The organism is Acidobacteriaceae bacterium (genome assembly GCA_028283655.1).
Lineage (GTDB): Bacteria > Acidobacteriota > Terriglobia > Terriglobales > Acidobacteriaceae > Granulicella.
Map to the genome: position 1 here is coordinate 561510 of JAPWKE010000003.1, position 19928 is coordinate 581437.

The 19928-nt window shown below is 58.2% G+C and carries 9 protein-coding genes and 1 pseudogene; 7 read left to right on the top strand and 3 right to left on the bottom strand.

Annotated elements, in window-relative coordinates:
- Positions 1-69 precede the first annotated feature (69 nt).
- A complete protein-coding gene (locus PW792_05190) occupies positions 70-1281 on the top strand; it encodes an XRE family transcriptional regulator (protein ID MDE1161327.1) in 1212 nt (403 codons plus the stop codon).
- A 14-nt stretch (positions 1282-1295) separates the two neighbouring features.
- On the opposite strand, the pseudogene PW792_05195 reads toward PW792_05190, so the two are convergent.
- The 3 genes and pseudogenes from PW792_05195 to PW792_05205 form a co-directional block, all read right to left on the bottom strand.
- A pseudogene (locus PW792_05195) lies at positions 1296-1634 on the bottom strand (arsenate reductase ArsC).
- Positions 1635-1712: 78 nt separating this feature from the next.
- On the bottom strand, positions 1713-4340 hold the full coding sequence (locus PW792_05200; GenBank protein MDE1161328.1) for a glycoside hydrolase family 2 TIM barrel-domain containing protein: 2628 nt from the start codon (positions 4338-4340) through the stop codon (positions 1713-1715).
- 61 nt (positions 4341-4401) lie between these two features.
- On the bottom strand, positions 4402-5745 hold the full coding sequence (locus PW792_05205) for a hypothetical protein (protein MDE1161329.1): 1344 nt from the start codon (positions 5743-5745) through the stop codon (positions 4402-4404).
- A gap of 380 nt (positions 5746-6125) precedes the next feature.
- Between PW792_05205 and PW792_05210 the strand changes: the two genes are divergently transcribed.
- The 6 genes from PW792_05210 (at position 6126) to PW792_05235 (ending at position 19859) form a co-directional block, all read left to right on the top strand.
- Positions 6126-9962, top strand: a complete 3837-nt coding sequence (locus PW792_05210; GenBank protein MDE1161330.1) for a carboxypeptidase regulatory-like domain-containing protein — start codon at positions 6126-6128, stop codon at positions 9960-9962.
- Between the two features lie 63 nt (positions 9963-10025).
- The gene (locus PW792_05215; GenBank protein MDE1161331.1) at positions 10026-13901 is read left to right on the top strand and encodes an Ig-like domain repeat protein; all 3876 of its coding nucleotides are present in this window, start codon (positions 10026-10028) and stop codon (positions 13899-13901) included.
- A gap of 82 nt (positions 13902-13983) precedes the next feature.
- Positions 13984-15573, top strand: a complete 1590-nt coding sequence (locus tag PW792_05220) for a hypothetical protein (protein ID MDE1161332.1) — start codon at positions 13984-13986, stop codon at positions 15571-15573.
- Positions 15574-15626: 53 nt separating this feature from the next.
- Positions 15627-17267 carry a cellulase family glycosylhydrolase gene (locus PW792_05225; GenBank protein ID MDE1161333.1) on the top strand — a complete coding sequence of 547 codons (1641 nt, stop codon included), beginning with the start codon at positions 15627-15629 and terminating at the stop codon, positions 17265-17267.
- Positions 17267-18715, top strand: coding sequence for a GH1 family beta-glucosidase (locus tag PW792_05230; GenBank protein ID MDE1161334.1), 1449 nt, complete (start codon positions 17267-17269; stop codon positions 18713-18715). The genes PW792_05225 and PW792_05230 overlap by 1 nt, the downstream gene beginning before the upstream one ends.
- A 13-nt stretch (positions 18716-18728) precedes the next feature.
- Positions 18729-19859 (top strand): glycoside hydrolase family 5 protein, encoded by a 1131-nt coding sequence (locus PW792_05235; GenBank protein ID MDE1161335.1) that lies wholly within the window; start codon positions 18729-18731, stop codon positions 19857-19859.
- Positions 19860-19928 lie beyond the last annotated feature (69 nt).

The window sequence follows — 19928 nt, forward strand, 5'->3', positions numbered from 1 at the left end:
GGAGGACTTGGTTCGACCGCAGCTCCGCAAGGACATTCACAAGAAGATCGAAGCAGATGGAACGGGCCAATGAGTCGCAATGGAGTACAAGGTTTTCTCGCGGAAAGACTGGTGCAGATACTCGCTGCGCGGCGTCTCTCACAAGTGCAGTTGGCGGCCATGGTTGGTGTATCAACAGCAACCATAAGCAAATGGAAGTCCGGATATCAGGCACCTGAACATGAGGCTCTTGAACGTCTGGCTTCTGTTGTCAATGTCTTGCCGGAATGGTTCACTCGCCCGTCGTCGCTACAGCTCTCCGTTCCGCATTTCAGAAGCAACGCATCTGCTCACGATGCGGCTCGCGAGATGCTCGCAGCCCGTTTGAATTGGGCGCAGGACATCGCGATTGCACTGGCCGACTTTGTCGATTATCCCGTCGTAAATGTACCCCTTCGTCCTTATACAGATCCCGAGCAGATCACGAACGCCGATATTGAGCAGGCTGCGAGTGAGTGCCGGGAAGCGTGGCGCTTAGGCTCTTCCGTCATTCAGGATCTTGCGCTTGCAGCCGAAGGCGCAGGCATTATCTTGGTTCGGGAAGAGACCGGTATAGCTCAGATTGAAGGCCTGTCTGCGTGGAGCGAAGCCTTAGCTCGACCGTTCGTACTACTTTCTTCTGACAAGGACAATGGATACCGTAGCCGCTTTGATCTCGCACACGAGATAGGACACATCGTCTTGCATAGGCACATCAGCAGGCCCGACGAGCCACATCGCTACAAATTGCTGGAGCAGCAGGCACATAGTTTCGCGGGTGCCCTCCTGTTGCCAGGGGAGACTTTTGCCAGAGATGTGCGCGTACCACCGTCTCTCGATGACTTGCTGGTTCTGAAAAGAAGGTGGCGTGTTTCCGTCGGCGCAATGGTCATGCGTCTACATGCGCTTGGCTTGGTTGATGATGACCAGAAGCTCGCTCTATTCAAGAGGAGGTCAGCTCGCTGGGGGGCGAAATCGGAGCCTGGTGACAATGACCTGGCTCCAGAGCAACCGAGGCTGCTGCGCCGTACAATCGACCTTCTTGTAGATGAAAAGGTTATGCCATTAGAGGCTGTGCCTTACCACTTCGGTCTTTCGGCATTGGACGTAGAGATGATAGCCGGACTACCAAGAGGGTACTTCTCTGGGCGCTCCAACCTCGTGCACTTCTCGACTCTGAAGGGAACCGTATCGACGACGGCTGCTTCTCCAAGCACGAGACACAGGACCGTACTTCCGTTCAAAGCGCAATCTTCACGATGAGTGCGATGCGTTAGTCATGAGCGTACGTAACGGCCGCCGACAAGCGCTCCGACTCGCTTTCGCACCTTAACTCGAATCCGCCTCACCTCTTCAATCGGCAGACCCTTAGAGTCTTGCAACGGCCAGTCATCGCGCCCCAGGCCGGGAACGAAGGGGCAAGCCTCGCCACAGCCCATAGTCACGAGCAGATTGGATTCCTGCGCGAGCTGATCGGTGAGCTTCTGAGGGACAGCACGGCTTAGCTCGATATCGACTTCCTTCTTGACCTCGGCGACGACTGGATGGACCTGCGAGCCGGGGTTCGTACCGGCAGAGACCGACATCGCCTTCGTGAGGTCGGTCATCGCATTGAAGAACGCAGCGGCCGCGCTGCAGTCATCACCGTGGCGTGGGGCCGTTCCTGGCCAGCGATGTCCGCAGCACTGTGAAGCTCAGAACGCCTGGTGTAGATCGAACATCGAAAGTGTCCGCTCCAGCTTTTCTCTCGAGCTCGGAGTGTGTATCGCAATCGTCTTAGGTCTGCCAGGGAGAAGATCGAAGCTGTTGTCCGAGAGCTGAACATTTGCGTCACCGAAGGTTACCCAGACATTGCGGGCGAGCTTTGAGGACGAGAGGACGAGGGACAACTCCCCGTTCTTTTCTATCCAGCGATGAGTGATGACGGGCTCGGGGAGCTTCAGGTCCTTGACGTGCGTGAAGTAGACGTTGCGTTCAGAGACCACTTTGCCGTCGACGGAGAGCTCGACGGACACGAGTGTATTGTCGGCGGAGTGATGGTTGAGTAGGGCCGTCTCGTTCAAACGCGAGACCTCCTTCGCAGAGGCGGCGGGGATGGTGTAGGAGCGGGTCGTCGCGTTCTGCACGTTCCCGGCAAAGTCCATCACTGTCATTTTCAGAGAGGCCTCAATCGCGTGGTCGAGGTCATTCACAACGGATGTATCGAGGGAACCGTCGTGGAAATAGGGAACCACCTCGACGTCGGCATAGAAGCGCTTCGCATAGAACTGCAACGCCTTCCACCGACCGAAATAGTCGATCGAGCTCCAGCTTGCAACGGGCCAGCAGTCGTTGAGCTGCCAGTAAAGCGAGCCCATCGTTCGGGGGCGCGATGTGCGCAAGTGATCTGCGGCAACCTGGATCGCCTCAGCCTGCTGAACCTGACTCAAATAGACGAAGCTCGCAAAGTCTTTCGGCTTTGGATATTCGGCGTCCATGTACTTCTTGATCCGCTCATTGCCTCCGTCATTTTTCTGGTGCGCGAGCATTACCGGCGAGGTGAGCTGCATGTCCGCCGGTTGAGCGAATGCGCGAATCGTAGCCATCTCCGGGAAGCTCTGAAAGCCGTATTCGCTCATGAAGCGCGGCGTGATCTTGTTGTACTCAGAGATGGGAGCGTTCACACCCCAGACCTGCCAGTAGTGCATGTCGCCAGCGGTCTGAATATCTGGCAACTGATCGTAGGAGGAGTGCGGAGAACTCGGCGTGTAGGGGATGTCGGGCGTATGCGTGGCAACCACGGACTGCAAGACGTTGTCCATCACGAGCAGATAGTCCTGCCACACTTTGATCGCGGCATCCTTCTCCAGGTTCTTCCTGAAGTTGACGCGGTCGCCCCAGTGATACCAGCCTGTCTCTACTTCGTTGTTGCCGCACCAGAGCACGATAGAAGGATGATCGCGAAGTCGGTCCACTTGCTGCTCAGCTTCGCGCTGCACGTTCTCGCGGAAGCCCGGGACCTGATCGTCGCCGGGGATCTGGGCTCCTCCAAACATGAACTCCTGCCAGACCATGAGGCCGAGTTCATCGGCGATGTCGTAGAAGTCGTCTGACTCGTAGTAGCCGCCTCCCCATTCGCGGACCATGTTCATGTGGGCGTCCACCGCAGACTGCAGGATCTGCCTATGCTGCGCCTCGGTGACACGCGGAGCGAAGCTATCGAAGGGAATCACGTCCGCCCCCTTGGCAAAGACCGGCTTGCCGTTGAGGACGAAGGTAAAAGACTCTCCGATCGCGTCAGGGGTGCGTTGCAGTTCGACATGGCGCAGGCCGGTTCGCGTCGTCGTGTGCACACTGAATCCTTTCCCTATGAGCGACGCGGTGAACTCATAGCGCGATGGTTTGCCGTAACCGACGGGGAACCAGAGTGCCGGGTGTGGGAGGTCGAAGGGCAGCTTCACCTGGTTCAAACCTGCCGTGAGGTGAACGGTACGATGCAGTGTCGTTGTCGCCGCTCCGCTACCGCTGATGAGGTGTGCTACGACGGTCATCTCCGCCACTTCGTCGTGGTCAGCTATGGCCGCGAGGTCTGCCTCAAGAGCCGCATTGTCAGCGGTGATCTTGTTCTGAGCGATGTGCAGGCGCTCGATGCGGAGGTTGTCCCAGGTATCGAGATGAACGGCCTTCCAGATGCCCTCGTTCACGAAACGAGGACCCCAGTCCCAGCCGTAGCTGTATGGCGCCTTTCGCACGTAGGGGTCTGTGGCGATGCCTTCTTCGGAGATCGCCTGCACTTGACCTACGGTCGGAATCTTCACCGCCATCGCCTTCACCTTGGGCATCATCTCGGTGATCGCGGAGTGAAAGACAACGCGAAGTTCGTTCTTGCCTGTGCGCAGAGCGGGTGCGGCGTCGATGCGCCAGGCGCGGAACATATTGTTTGCCGACAAGAGCGGCTTGCCGTTCACGTAGACGTCTGCAAAGGTGTCCAACCCCTCGAAGACGAGTTCCTGATGCTTCCTGGAATGCTCGCTGGCCGACACCGTGAAGGTGGTGCGATACTCCCAGTCGCTAAGCCCAATCCATTGCAGTGACTTTTCGTTGTCACGGAAAAAGGGGTCTTGGATGAGACCGGCGTGCAGCAGGTCGAGTGTCACGACACCGGGCACTGTCGCGGGATGCCACGCTTGCGTCTCCTGGTGTCCCGCTGCGTTGAGGGAACGTACTTCCCACCCAGCGTTCAGTGCGCGGCTATGCAGGTCCGTAGGTTGCACAGACTGAGCTGCGGCAGTAACAGTGAGGAATAGGATTCCGACACCAGCGAGGATCGATCTAAGCGGCATGACGTGATACTACGGCGAAAAAGAGAGCCGAGGGCGTCAAGATGCGATTGGATCGAGGAGACTACCAGCTCTGGGTCGCTACGATCTGCGGGACGCTGTTGTGGCCGTTGATCACGTTTGTGCGAACGACGATCTGGATGTTGCGGTTCGCTTTCAACACGCCGTCGGGAAGCAGTTGTGAAAGCTCCTTATCGGTGACCAGGTCCGCAGCAGCTTCAGTGCCGTGGTTTCCGAGGCCGCCGATGGCGATCAGCCATTTCCCCGTATCGGGCTGGAGGACTTTGGTGATGATGGCGTAGTCGACCGATGACGCGGTGTAGCCGACGTCGCCGGGGCTCTTCCACTTCAAATCTCCGGGAGCTTGACTGTCTTCAATCCACTGCACGTCCGTCTTCGGGTCCACGGCGACATGGAAGCGGAGCTTCGACAGCAAGACGAGGCTCCAATCGTTGTCGAAGGCGCCGATGAGGATGGCAGGACCACGACGGAGCTCGTCGATGGTCAGTTGTGAGCTCCTCTGGAGGACAAATGCGCTTCCATGCGAGCCCATCCAGTACGTCAGCTTGTTCATCGCGATCGTATCGACGTAGGGAACGAGCGGGATATCGGACTCAGAGATGTGGTGACTCGCGGTTGCCGTGCCCGCGATGACCGCTGAGACGCGGCTTGGCCAGTCCTTCTCGTTCAAACTCTGTGGCGTATCGTCGGAAACGCAGAGGATGATGGGCGTGCGGTCGGCTACGAGGGGCGTCCAGAAAGCGGTCTGCTTTGCACTCTCTTTCACTAGTTCCTTGGGGCGAACCAGCCAGGCGGTGAAAAGACAGGTGATCGCGCAGGCCGCAAGCAGCAGCAAAAGAAAGCCCCACTTTGCAGAACGGCTGGTTTCGGCCGATTGGGCAATTGGCCCACTCTTATTCGAGCCTAGAGGCGCTTGTTCGAGAGGGGAAAGGGGGACAGCGAGAACCTCTGCTGCAGCCTCACCCGGCTTCTGTCCTTGTTCGTGGACTACGGGCGGGATCGTCGACTTTGAGACAAACGAAGCCCGATAACTCCCCGGAGGGATGCTGATCCGAAGGTTCGACTCTGTTCCTTCAGCCTGGTAGAACTGCGCAAGCCTCTTACGTACCTCGGACGCGCGAAGGCGCACCACCGGGTCGTCGCCCGGTTCGTAGTCTGCTTTGCGCCCGAAGACCTCGGATCCGATGACGCGCTCGCGGAGAAGATTCTCCTCGCCGGAGAGCGTGTGTTCGACGACATAACGGAGGAGAGTGCTGCATTGCGCTGAGGTCTTGAATGGTCGACTGGCCAGAATCTCATCGAGTGCTCCGAGCACGCGGGCATCCTCAACCTGCTGGTTCAGCGGCTTGGGTGGCGTGTTTGCGGGGGATAGCTCGAGATCGTTCAACGTTTCAGCCCGAAAAACAATGTACAGTACCTCTCCGGGGTTGTCACCTAGTTTCCTTGTTTTGTGATAGTTAACTGGAGTCGCTAAGAACAGAACAGTACTGTGCCTTGCTACCTGTTCTTTCCGCGATGTTTCCTTGCTCCCGGCTCAGAAAACACCCAGCTTGCACTACCGAACGACGAACAGATCATGTTCGCGTTCCTGGCCCAAGGGATGTTTCGCGTTAGCCGAGAGGCAGGGAAGCAATGAAGGACGTCGTATCAGAGATTGTTTCGCACAGAGAGAAAGAGGGGCAGGTATGCCTCTACAGTCCGTGTGCGAATACGGAAATCTACGCCGTGCAGCATAGCCGATCCCAGTCGAGCAGTTTTGGAGGCTTCATGAATCAAGCACTCACGCGCCGGTCGAAGATGACGGTGCTTTGGATTCTCTTTCTGGGAATCGCATCGGTGATCCTTCCCCGGACCCTATTCGCGCAGGTTGACACCGCCACTGTGAGCGGTCTGGTCGTAGATGCGGATAAGGCCCTCGTTCCGGGCGCCACCGTCGTCATTCAGAACAAGAACAACAAGTTCACGCGCAAAGGCCTGACGAATGGCTCGGGCAACTTCACCTTTCCGAGTATCGCCTGGGGTGACTACGACCTGACGATCACGGCGAACGGTTTCCAGACCACGACCGTACACGGCGTTCACCTGAACCCCGGCGACAGCCGTACGCTTTCGGAGATCACGCTCCGCGTCGGATCGCAATCTGAGGTGATCACGGTCTCCGGCCAGTCGCTCACACAGATCGACGACACAGGCGAGCGCAGTTCGCTGATCACATCGGACGAAATCAGCAAATTGACGCTGCAGGGACGCGATGTCACCGAGTTGCTGAAGACGCTTCCGGGCGCGGCGATCAATACGGGTAATGCTTCCTTCAACCAAGCGGTGAGCAATACCACCTACGACAACAGCAACACGCAGATCGGCGGCGCGTCGGGCGGCTACTCCATGAGCGGCTCGCCGGTGAACGGCGTGAGCATCCGGACAGACGGCGCGAACATCACCGATCCAGGCACGTATTCCGGTGGTCTTCAGAATGTGAACACCGAGGCTGTGGCCGAGGTGAAGGTGTCGCAGCAGAACTTTGGCGCTGACACTGCCAATGGCCCGATCGTTATCAATGCGGTGACGAAGTCGGGTGGAACCTCTTTCCACGGATCGCTTTATGTAAACGGCCGCAGCAGCCAGTTCAACTCCACGGACGCGTTTGCGAAGGTGCTCGGCTACCAGAAGCCCCCCGATCGCTACATCTATACCGGTGCAACCTTCGGTGGTCCGGTCATGATCCCGGGGACGGATATCAACCACAATAAGCGCCTCACCTTCTTCATTCAGGGTGAGAACCTGGCGCAGCGCAATACGTACGCGTACGGTAGCGCGAGCAGCGCTATCCAGACGGCGCTCGTTCCCACGGCAGCGATGCGTCTCGGAGATTTCAGCGCGACACAGATCGCCAAGTATCTTCCTCCGGGTGAAACCGTCTGCACGGGCACGAACACCTGCCCCACCGCCTACGACCTTTTCTCTGGCGTTCGTTCCGTTCCGGTAAGCAATGCTTACGGCGCACCGATCACCTGCAATGGCAATACCGGCAATGATTGCCTTTCTGGAACCAACGGCATTGATCCGGGTGCGAAGGCGATCGTGAACTCGATGCCGCTGCCGAACACGCCGAATGGCCAAACGACGGCAGGCTACTTCAACTATCAGCACCAGAACCTCGTACCGAACAATCTCTGGACGACGCACGGCAAGCTCGATTACAAGCCGAACGAGCGCCACAGCTTCTCGCTGAGCTACACCCAGGAGTTCGGAAATACCATCGTGCCGCAAGCGACCGACTACTTTGCTGCAGGTAACTCGGGTGGCTTGCTTGCGCCTGGTTATGGTGCGTCGCGCAACGCTCATACGCACAGCGGCTCATTCAACTGGACGAGCACGTGGTCGGCAACGCTGACCAATGAGTTCTTCATCAACGCTGCTTATAACGACCACTACGATAGCCCGCTGCATCCGAGCCAGCTCTTCAGCTCCGCGATCGGCTACCCCTACCAAGGCGCATACGCCAACAAGACGAACGAACCGCCCAACTTTGTGGACTACGGTTACGATGGTCTGCCTCTCTCCATCGTGCCTGATTACTCGCATGGTCCGATGTTCTCGAAGACCTTCGTCCCGGGTATCGGCGATAACCTCACGAAGGTGATCGGCCGCCACACACTCAAGGCTGGTTTTGACTTCGAGCGTCCTACGGTCAACAACATCCAGGTCAACGGAAGCGTCTTCGCACCGCAAGGTTCGATTACGAATTACTATCTGCCGTCGACCTTCGCTTTGCCCACGGTAGCAACGAACCCGGCGGGCGCGCAGACCAAGTGGTACAGCACCTGCTACGCCAGCTTTGATCAGCAGTGCACCCGGTTCAACGGCAATAGCAACAGCCTGGCGAACTTCATGACAGGCAGCTTCTCTGGCTACTACCAGGCGAACACCAATCCGCAGCTTGATCTCTACAACTGGTCGAACTCGTTCTATGTGACAGACGACTTTAAACTGACCAAGCGTCTGACGGTGACTGCCGGTCTTCGTTTCGAGCATTTGGGCCGCTGGATCGACAAGCACGGTTACGGTGTTCCAGTATGGCGTCCTGATCTTTATCGCAACGATCCGATCGGCTCGTCGCAGGTTCCGTTGCCTGGCTTCCGTTGGCACTCGATTGACCAGAACACACCGCTGAGCGGTTTCCCGACGCGTGCTCTGTTCTACTCACCGCGCTTCGGCATGAAGTGGGATGTCTACGGAAACGGCACGACGATCGTCAGCGGTGGATGGGGTATGTTCCGATTCCACGAAGGCCAGCTCGACTTTGAAAACATGCTGGCTGTAACGAACGGTCAGCGCACGTTGACGGTTTCCAATCCCTATCAGACGGGTGGTTTGCGCTTCAACTACATCAATGGTCTCGGCGTAAGCCCTGACCCCAGCAACGTGAGTTCGACGTTCGATGCTTCGGCGACCGGCTTCGCGACGACGACGACCACGGTCTATGGTGTGGCGGCAAACGACAACCAGTCTCCGTTGACACAAAGCTACAGCTTCACGGTGACGCAGGCCATGCCGAAGGACGTGATCTTCTCTCTCGGCTACGCGGGCAACCTCAGTTCGAACCTTCTGAATGATGGATCGAACCAGCAGATCGTGGCCGATAACGTCAATGCAATTCCGGTAGGGGGTCTCTTCAAGGCGAATCCGAATCCGCAGAGCAACTACTACGGCATTACGTATACGCCCGCGAATACCAATAGCATTTCGGCGGCGGAGCTGAATGACTATCGACCGTATCCGCGCTATTCACAGTTGCAGGTCGTGCAGCACACGCTGTACTCCAACTACAACTCGCTGCAGTTGGTGGTGAGCCGCTACAAGCCGCACTTCAGCTTCAATGCGAACTATACGTTCTCGAAGACGATGGGCGTGCGTGGATCGTTCAACACCGGTATCCCGGGCGACTCGTTCAACATGCGGAACAACTATGGTCCTCTGTCGTACGATCGCTCACAGATTCTGAATAGCTGGTACGACTTCAACATCGGCGATCCGTACAAGGGCGCACGCATCCTGCGCGCGTTGCTGAATGGTTGGGAGGTCTCTGGCAACACGCAACTGCAGAGCGGACAGAACCTGCAGTCGACCGGCTTCACGTCGAACTTCTCTGCACAGGGACAGGTGAATGCGACGACGAGTCAGCAAGCCTATCAGGTGAACAATCTGTCGTTCCTGGGTACGCCGGATGTGTCGTTGCAGCCAACGCTCATCTGCAACCCTGGCTCGAACCTGGCGAAGAACCAGTACATCAACGGAGCCTGCTTCGCACTGCCGACGCAGGGAGGAGCAAACGGCCCCTTCATCTACCCGTATGTTCACGGACCGGCAAACTTCGATACGGACTTGAGTGCGATCAAGAACTTCAAGATGGCGAATGAAAGGAACCTGCAGGTGCGTCTTGCTGGCTTCAACTTCATCAACCATCCGCTTCCGACGTACACCAACAAGTCCCCCAATCAAACGAACCTTGTCTTCCCGACGGCGAACAACACCGACTTCGGCAAGATCACGTACCGCTCAGGTCGAAGGATCGTGGAGATTGCGATCAAGTACAGCTTCTAGTCGAACGGCGAAAGCCACATTCGAGCAGCAGATTTCGGGGCCGCGAAGCCCCAGGAGAAGAGCATGATCAGGGTCAAAGAAGTTTTCAAACGAATCAAGGTCGTCGGTTGTGCAGTCCTTGCGGGCGCGACCGCTTTCGCAGCGGAAGGCGCGGCGCAGGCGCAGTCGACGCCGTTGTATCTCATATCTCAAACCACCGCCGTCAACGCAGCTGCGACGGCAGGGTACGGTACTCCGATCGGCAACATGGTTGCGGACAAGTTCGGCAACGTCTACGCGCCGGACCTCTACGCGTCGCGGGTGCTGGAGTTTCCGGCCAATGGCGGGGCTGCCATCGTCGTGTTCTCGGAAAAGAACCCGAGTACGCTTGTGGGCGGTGTCGGCATGGACGCCTCAGGCGCGCTATACGTCACGCTCGTCTATGGTCCTGCAGGCGCCACAGACTCGGGTGTCTATCGTCTTCCTCTGACCACATCCGGCATTCAGCCGTATGTCTACACGGGTGCTGCGCCACCCATCTGCACCGCAGGCGCTACGACCGCATGCACGTATGGCAATTTCGTGCAGACCGCGGGCTACTATTACTTCGGCCAGGCCATCGCGTTCGACGGCACGGGTAATGGCTACTTTGCGATGTCCGGCGGCGGTATCGGCGCGAACGTCATCCTCCAGTGCAATGCTGCATGCGCCTCAGACACCGGGAACGCATCGGTCTACCTCAATTCGCTTCCTTCTGCTCCGACTTCGATCGCTGCGTCTGCCGGTGGCGATCTCTACTGGGTGGATGGACATAGCGTCTACTACTCGAAGTCTGCCTCGGGCACGTACTCGGTCTTCGACGGCACTCTGGGTGCGGCGACGGGCGTCAGCTTCGACCGCGCCGGAAACCTGTACGTCTCCGGCGGCGCGGGGACATACGAGTACCCGTTGATCAGTGGCGTGCTTGTCTCATCCTCGAAGTTCCTGGTTTCCAACCAGACGTCTACCGCTGGCCCTGCCATCGACAACAACGGAAACATCTTCACCGCGCCCTACTACGGTGCGGTCATGGAAACCTCGCTCTTCAACGCAAATCTTGGCTCTTCGCCGGTGGGCACAGCGGCTGCACCGACAACGCTCACGGTCAACTTCATCTCGCCGGGAACAATTGCCTCGATCACCGCCTCCGGTAACACCGGCTCTTCCGCTGAGTATGTCGTGAGCGCCAACACCTGCAACGGTGCAGCGCAACCGATCAACGGAAGCTGCACCTTCGCTGTGACCTTCACGCCGAGTGCCGTTGGTATTCGCCGTGGCGGGGTTGTCATCACAGACACCGCAGGTAACACCACGACGGCATATCTCACGGGCGTCGGCACGGGCACAGGTTTTGCCGTTGACCCGGGCACTCCCTCCACCGTGACGAGCGCGCTCAAAGCGCCTTCGGGCATGACTGTCGACGCGTCGAAGTCGCTCTACGTGGCGGACGCCACTGCGGGCACTGTCACTCGCTATCCCACGGGTTCTTCCACGGGCACCGTTGTCGCTTCGAGCCTGAACAAGCCGACAGGCGTTGCGCTCGATGCTTCGGGCAATCTGCTGGTGGTGGAACAGGGCGCGAACGACGTTCGAGTATTCGCTCGTTCGGCAACCAGCTCCACGGGATTTGCCACGACGTCCACCGTCTTCGCCTCAGGCCTGAATGCGCCGACCGATGTCGTTGCCTCAGGGCTCGGAGTGGTCTTCGTGTCGAATACAGGCGCGCATGAGGTGCGTCAGTATCCGAACCCCTCGCGTCTTCCTTCCATGTCGCAGTATGCAAGCTACGGCATTTCGTTGAACGCTCCTGCGGGCCTCGCAGTGGATTCGCAGGGTGACTTGTTCATCGCGGACACTGCAGGCAATCAGGTCGTTGAAATCTCTTCGACTGGCGTGCAGACCTCACTCGGAAGCGGACTCAGTGCGCCGACCGGCGTTGCTGCAGAGGCTTCCGGCAGCATCATCATCGCGGACCAGGGCAACGGTCGTCTGGTGCGCATCCCTTACGAGGCCGCAGGTCTCACAACTACGGATGAGGTTGTTCTTCCTCAGCCTGTCGTCAATCCATATGCGGTTCGTCTGGCCTCTGACGGAACGCTGTTTGTCTCCGACAATCAGGGTGCTGTGGTGGACAGCCTCAGCCGCACTGCGGGCACGGTGAACTTCGGCATCAGCAACGTCAACACGCTCTCGGCCTCGCAGGCGATCATCGTATCGAGCACAGGTACGAATCCTTTGACGCTGGGAACGCCGTTCTACGCTGCGGTTCCTGCTAACACTGGCTTTACGCTCACGGCAGGTGTCGTAGGAACACCTTGCACCAGCGGCACGCTTGCCTCGGGTGCGGACTGCAGCCTTAGCTCCACCTTCGATCCGACAACCACCGGCGCCAAGACATACGCTGTTCCTTTCAACACCACCGCTATCAACACCTCTTCGCCTTCGGTCACGCTGACGGGGCAGGGCGTGCAACTCGTGGCGGTGAACATCACGGTGGCTCAGACCCCTGCCGGTGCTGTCTCGTATGGCACCAGCGTGAAGCTCACGGCGACCGTGGCTTCGGCGGGTACTTCTACCGGGACGCCAACGGGCAACCTCATCTTCACCATCGACGGTACGGCGTATAAGGCGATTGTGCTGGCTAACGGACAGGCTTCTTTGACTCTGTCCTCGTTGTCGACGGGAACCCACACAGTTGTGGCAAGCTATGGCGGCGATGCGACGTTTGCGTCGGGAAGCGTGACCGCCGCTTCGATCGTGGTGAACCCGGCGACGACCACGGGTACCTTGACGATTGCTGCCAGCGGCCTTACGCCGCTGTCGGCAGCCACCACGGATACCGTCACACTCACCACGACGATTATGCCGTCGATCGCTGGAACGCTGAACGGAACGGTGACCTACTACACCGGCACCACAGTGCTCGGCACGGCGACGGTCAACCAGACCAACCCTGTGAGTGCCACGTATCCCGCAGGGCAGTATGCGGCGATTCTGACGCTTTCAGGACTCAACCCCGGCGCGTACCCGATCTACGCGGTCTTCACACCGGCAGCGAACTACACCGGCTTTACGACACCGGCGCAGACGTTGACCATCGTCTCCGCTCCGACGTACGGCATTACAGAGGACACGACGACTCTCACTGCAAGTGCAACACAGTACGGTATCGCGAACCTGACCGTGAGTTCTTACGCGGGCTTCCAGGCAGGCGTTTCTCTTAGCTGCTCTGGTCTGCCGGTGAACTCTTACTGCATCTTCCGCCCTGCGTCCGTGTCGCTCACCTCGAGCGGAACGAGCATTCCTCAGCAGCTCACCCAGATGCAGGTTCGAGTCGATCAGAACCCGACCAACATCAACAGTGCTGCGGGTTTCGGGCTCATCGGAGGCGCACTTGCCTTCACGTTGCTGCTCGCGCTGCGCAGGAATCACTCGGCTAAGAAGTTGGTGAGCTGCTCGCTGGTCTTCGCCGCTGTCTCGATGACTGCGGCCATGGTTACGGCCTGCGGCTCCAGCAACACGCCCTATCCCACGCCTGCGGGTACGTACACGATCAAGCTGCAGTCCACGGCAACTCCGTTGGTGAACGGTGCAGCTCCGGTCGTGTACAACATCGCTCGTATCAAGGTCGCCACGGTGAATGGCGTGAACGTTGCGCACATCATCACAACAGCCACCAACTCGTTTACCACTGGCAACGTCATCCAGATATCCGGGAACTCGAACGCCGCCTTCAATGGCTCGTTCACCGTTCTCGGAACCTCGGTGGATAACGATCCGAACGACGCACCATACACAGGTGTGGCGCAAGTCGATATCTCCGCGGGCAGCGTTGCGGTCGGTACGACTTCCACCGGTGGTGCGCTGCGTCAATCCAACGTCAGCATCCCCGATCAAACCTTCACGCTGATCGTGAAGTAACCAAGCAAACCACGTGTCGAGGGTTGCCAGGTGTACCTCTGCGATCCTCGACAACCTGCAAAGAGGAAGTATGTCTGTCGATATGAGTCAACGGGCCATGCGTTGGGCGGTGTTGTCTCTGGGCATCTGCGGTTCTGCTGCGGCTCAGAGTACAGTGACGATTGATCTGTCTAAGTCGATCAACACTTTGACGCAGCAGTCTGTCGGCGTCGTCCCACAGATGGGCGATGCAGAACTGTTCACGGGCAAGAATCTTGCAACGTTAAAGAGTGCTGGGATCACGAGCATCATGTATCCGGCCGGTTGGGCGAGCACCTCGCAGCTTTATCACTGGTCAACCAACTCAACGATGAAGAATGCCGGTGCAGCACCGGAGTCTCAGAACGTGTTTACGCTGCCTGCGAACAACATGGGAGCTCTCGTCGAAGCGGTGAAAGCTGGCGTGGCTCCGATCATCGTCGTCAACTACGGCAGCAATCTAAAGGGGCAGGGCCCTGGCGAGCCGAAGGAAGCCGCCGCGTGGGTGGCTTACGTCAACGGCGATCCCAGCGACGCCAAGGTCATCGGGGAAGACTCCAGCGGGAATGATTGGAAGACCGTTGGGTTCTGGGCTTCGCTCCGAGCCTCTGCACCGCTTGCCGCTGATGATGGCTATAACTTCCTTCGTGTGCAACAAGCGAAACCGCTTGAGATCCGACTCTGGCAGATCGGTGAGAGCGAGGACGAGAACGGGTATTACGGAGGAGATCATAAGGGCACGGCTGATTTCCACGCGCCCTACCCGGCGTCATCGAAGGACTCCGACCATCGTGCGAAGGACTCTCATCTATCGCCTGCGTTTTATGGTCAACGCCTTCTGGAGTTCGCGGCCGCGATGAAGAACGTCGATTCGAAGATTTGGATTGGCGCGACGCTGGCGACGCCGACGATCGACAAGTGGGCCGACGGATGGAACGAAGGCGTCCTCAAGGAATCGTGCAAGGCCATCGACTTTGTTTCCTTCGGCTGGCATCCGGGAGCGCTCCGTCCACCCGATTGGAAATCACTCGATGAGCCGAGCGTTGTGAACGCTGTGCAGCGCGAGTACCCGAACATTCTCAAAGAAGCTATCTATCAGGACCATCAGAACTGCCCAGCCGGTAAGGTCCCTCACATCGTCCTCTCGCAGGTCGCGCCACCACTTTGGTTGAAGCCGGACAATCCGGTGGTGAATGCGCTGTTTGCCGCCGATGTCTTTGCGACAACGACAGAGTCGGGATTGATTGCAGAGTGGGCGCAGTTGCGTCCGCAGGGCCTGATGCAGACGAACTATGATCCTCAGCCTGCGTTCTTCGGTCTGCAGATGCTGCATATCGTGGCGTTTCGTCCGGGGGATACGTACGTCGCCGTCAGCGGCGCACCAGAGTCCCTTGCAGTGCATGCGACGCATCGTCAAGACGGGCTTGTCGGAGTGATGCTTGTGAATAAAGACCCGAGCGCACCCCAGACGGTGAAGCTGCAACTGAAGTATGTGCACCTCGCCGAGAAGGGTGTCCGGTTTGAGTATGGCCCTGCGCAAGTGAAAGCCAACCAAGGGCTCGCAAGGTCAGACCTTGCGGGTGTGGCGGACAAGATGACCGTCGTCGTACCGCCGTACAGCATTGTTGATCTGCTCTTGCCGATTGCGAAGTAAAACCTGACCCCGCCGGTCGCGTACAAGCGACAGGCGAGAGAGAAAAGGAAAGCATGACTCGAAAACTTCCAGCGACAGCGGTTCTTTCGTCGCTCTTACTCTTGCCGCTCACACAAAGCGCTCAGTCGCAGGAGATGAAGCCTGCAGTCCCAGCCGCTCGCATCATCAACGCAGATGTCCGTGCAGCGAAGCAGCCCGTCGACCGCTTCTTCGCTCTCTCTGTTGGCTCGGATTATCCGGGCACGCTGCGCCGCGCCGAGGACCAGGAACAGCTGAAGCTCGTGGTGAAGGAGCTCGGCTTCCGTTACCTTCGCTTCCACGACATCTTCGATGACGTCCTCGGTACGGTTCACAAAACAGACCACGGGGTGACGTATGACTGGAAGGGCATTGATGCTCTCTATGATCAGCTTCTCGGCAAGGGAATCAAGCCATTCGTCGAGTTGGGATTCACGCCCTCAGCGTTGAAGACATCGGACCAGACGATCTTCTATTGGAAGGGCAATACCTCGCATCCGCAGCGCGATGGGTGGAACAGTCTCATCACTGCCTTCGTGACGCATCTCGAAGCGCGTTACGGCAAGGCTGAAGTGCGCTCGTGGTTCTTCGAGGTGTGGAATGAACCCAACCTTGCCGGATTCTGGGAGGGTGCGGACCAGGCGGCCTACTTTCAACTCTTCGACGATACGAGCAATGCGATCAAGGCCGTGGACCCTTCGCTACGCGTAGGCGGCCCCGCAACGGCAGGCGGAGCGTGGCCGGATGCGTTTCTCGCTCATGTCAAGAAGAGCGGCGCGAAGGTAGATTTTCTCTCGACCCATACTTATGGCGTGGATGGCGGTTTCCTCGACGAGAACGGTGTTGCGGACACGAAGCTGTCGACATCGCCTGATGCCGTCCTTGGGGATGTCCGCAACACGCGCAAACAGGTCGAAGCGTCCGCTTATCCGGGCCTGCCGATCTACTTCACGGAGTGGAGCACCAGTTACACCGATCGCGATCCGGTCCACGACGCATACGTCAGCGCTCCATACATCCTTACGAAGCTGAAGGGCGCGCAAGGCTACGTGCAGGGCATGAGCTACTGGACCTACACCGACCTTTTCGAAGAGCCAGGGCCGCCGCCATCCTCGTTCCACGGAGGCTTCGGTCTGCTCAATCGTGAGGGGATTCGCAAGCCTGCGTTCTTTGCATACAAGTACCTGAACGCCCTGCAGGGGCTCGCGGTTCCTGTGGCCGATAGCGCCGCAATGATTGCAAAAGAGGGTGACGATGTTCATGCCGTGATCTGGAGCTTTGAGTTGCCTGATCAACATGAGAGTGATCATCCGTACTACACGAGGGTGCATCCTTCGCACGCCGTCGCACCGGTGAGCGTGAACCTCGAGCACATGCAGCCCAAGGAAACGTACAGCGTGGAGATTCATCGCACGGGCTTCCACGCGAACGATGCGTACTCGGCCTACCTGGAAATGGGAGCTCCGAAGGACCTCTCTCCCGCTCAGGTGCAGAAGCTCAACGCGCTCACGGCAGACAAGCCTGAAAGCCGCAAGAGCCTCGTTGCCGACGCCGCAGGCACGCTGCACGTGGACTTCCCGATGAACTCGAACGACGTTGTGCAGCTCATTGTGACGCCGCTGCAGGAGGCATCGGCGAAGAACAAGATCGGCGCGGGAAGGCAGGTGAAGAACTAATGATTACAAGACGAACATTCAATAAGCTCGCGTCCTTCGCCTCTGTGCTCGCTTCGGCGAACCCGGCAAAGGCTCTGCTGACTCCGGAAGATTCGCGCGCCGCCCACGGCGCTTTGTTTCCGAAGGGCTTCTTGTGGGGAACAGCAACGGCCTCCTATCAGGTGGAGGGAGCGGTGAACGAAGATGGGCGCGGACCGTCGATCTGGGACACGTTTTCGCACACACCGGGTAAGGTGCATGGCGGCGATACAGGCGACATTGCGGATGACTTCTTCCATCGCTATGCAAGCGATATCGCGCTGATGCGTGAGCTTGGGCTGAAGACATTTCGCTTCTCGTTGTCGTGGTCGCGCATCTTTCCGACGGGATCTGGCAAGCCCAACCCCAAGGGGCTCGACTTCTACAACAAGTTGATTGATGCCTTGCTCGCGGCTGGCATTCAGCCATACTGCACGCTGTATCACTGGGACCTCCCACAGCCTCTACAGGACGCGGGCGGTTGGGAAAATCGCGACACGGCTCTCCACTTTGCGGACTACGCCAGCTATGTACTGCCGCGTCTCTCGGATCGCGTGAAGAACTTCATGACGATGAATGAGATCCGCACGTTCGTCGAACTCGGTTATGGCATCGGCACACACGCTCCGGGACTCACCGTCGGGAGCAAGCGGCTCGCGCAACTCAATCACCATGCGGTGTTGGGGCATGGCCTTGCCGTGCAGGCTGCCCGTGCCCATGCCAAGCCCGGAACAAAGGTAGGCATTGCCGACAACATCGAAGCTACCTGCCCGATCCTTTCGTCGCCGGAAGAGATCGCTGCTGCACGACGAGCCATGCGCGAGCAGAATGCGAGCTACCTCTCGGTGATTCTCGACGGGCGGTACAGCGATCTCTACCTGTCGAACCTGGGGCCGAACGCTCCGCATTTCACTGACGATGAGCTTCGCATCATCCATTCACCGATGGACTATGTGGGCCTGAATATCTATCAGCCCACCTGGGTGCGGGCCGCTGACAATCGCGCGGGGTATGACAAGGTACCGAACCCTGGCTCTTATCCGCACATGGAGAGCCCGTGGCTCACGTTCGGCCCTGAGGCGATCTATTGGGGGCCAAAGCTTGTGCATGATCTCTGGAAGCCGCGAGAGATGTTCATCACGGAGAACGGTGCATCCTCTGCCGATGTGGTTGCGCCCAACGGCGAAGTCTACGACACCGACCGCGCCATGTATCTCCGCGCTTATCTGCTTCGCCTCCAGCAGGCAATCGCTGAAGGCGTTCCTGTGCGCGGGTACTTCCTTTGGAGTCTGCTCGACAACTTTGAATGGGCCGATGGCTATGACAAGCGATTCGGTGTCACCTACGTCGACTTTGCAACGCAGAAGCGCACACCAAAGTTGAGTTCCAAGTTCTACAAACAGGTCGTCTCGACCAACGCTGTTGTTTGATCGGAGTGAATCGATGAAGAGATATCTCAAGTTCGGACTGGCGTGTGTTGGTCTTGCCGGAAGTCTTGCGGCAGCAGCGCAGACGCCGCAGAATGCGTTGGCGTTCGAGCGTGCCGCGCATCTGAAGCACGGCATCAACACCAGTATCTGGTTCGCACAGTCGCCGAACAACTACAGCGTAGACCGACTCCGCACCTTCACTACGGAGAAGGACCTGCAACTCATCGCGAAGCTGGGTTTCGACCACATTCGTCTCAGCATCGATGCAGTGCCACTGACGGCGTGGCAGCATGATGACCCTGCAGGAAAGGCCTTTGTCGCGGAGTTGGATCGTGTAGTCGATGCTGCGATCGCGGATAAGCTCGCGGTCATCATCGATGTACATCCGGAGGACCCTTACAAACACGATCTTCTGCAAGGCGATGCCTCTATCAAGGCGCTCGATGATCTGTGGCATACGCTTGCGCAGCACTATGCCTCAAAGGGCGCGAGCGAGGTGTACTTCGAGCTGATGAATGAATCGCAGCAGACGGACGGAGTCCGGTGGGGAACTATCCAGGCCGGTCTTGTCGACACTATCCGGAGCGTAGATAAGGTGCACACGATCATCGCGACGGGACCACACTGGTCAGGTCTTGAAGACCTTCTTAGCTCTGAACCACTCAAGGATTCCAATGTCATCTACACCTTTCATGACTACGAGCCCTTCGCGTTTACGCATCAGGGTTCGACCTGGGCGATGTCCGAGCTACCTCCTTTGCGAGCGGTTCCGTACCCTGCAACGTTGAAAGACGTCAGCCCCAATTTGAATCAAGAGCCCTCGCTTCAAGGCAGGCTCTACGTGACAAAGTATGCGCTCGATCACTGGGACGCGAAGCGCATCGACGCCTTGCTCGCGTTTGCCGAAACGTGGTCGAAGGATCATGGCGTGCCTGTGTACTGCGGGGAGTTCGGTGTCTTCCGTCCTTACGCAGAGGCAAAAGATCGTCAGCGGTGGATTCGTGACACACGCACCTCGCTGGAGCGTCACGGCATCGGCTGGGCGATGTGGGATTACCAGACGGATTTCGGCCTTGTGACGAAGAAAGACGGTAAGACCGAAGTCGATAAGGGTGTGCTGAATGCACTCGGCCTCAAGGAATAGCTCCGGATCACTGTGATGGGGCTCACGACAGAGAGATCTGATCGAACTGACTCAACTGCTCTAACTGCT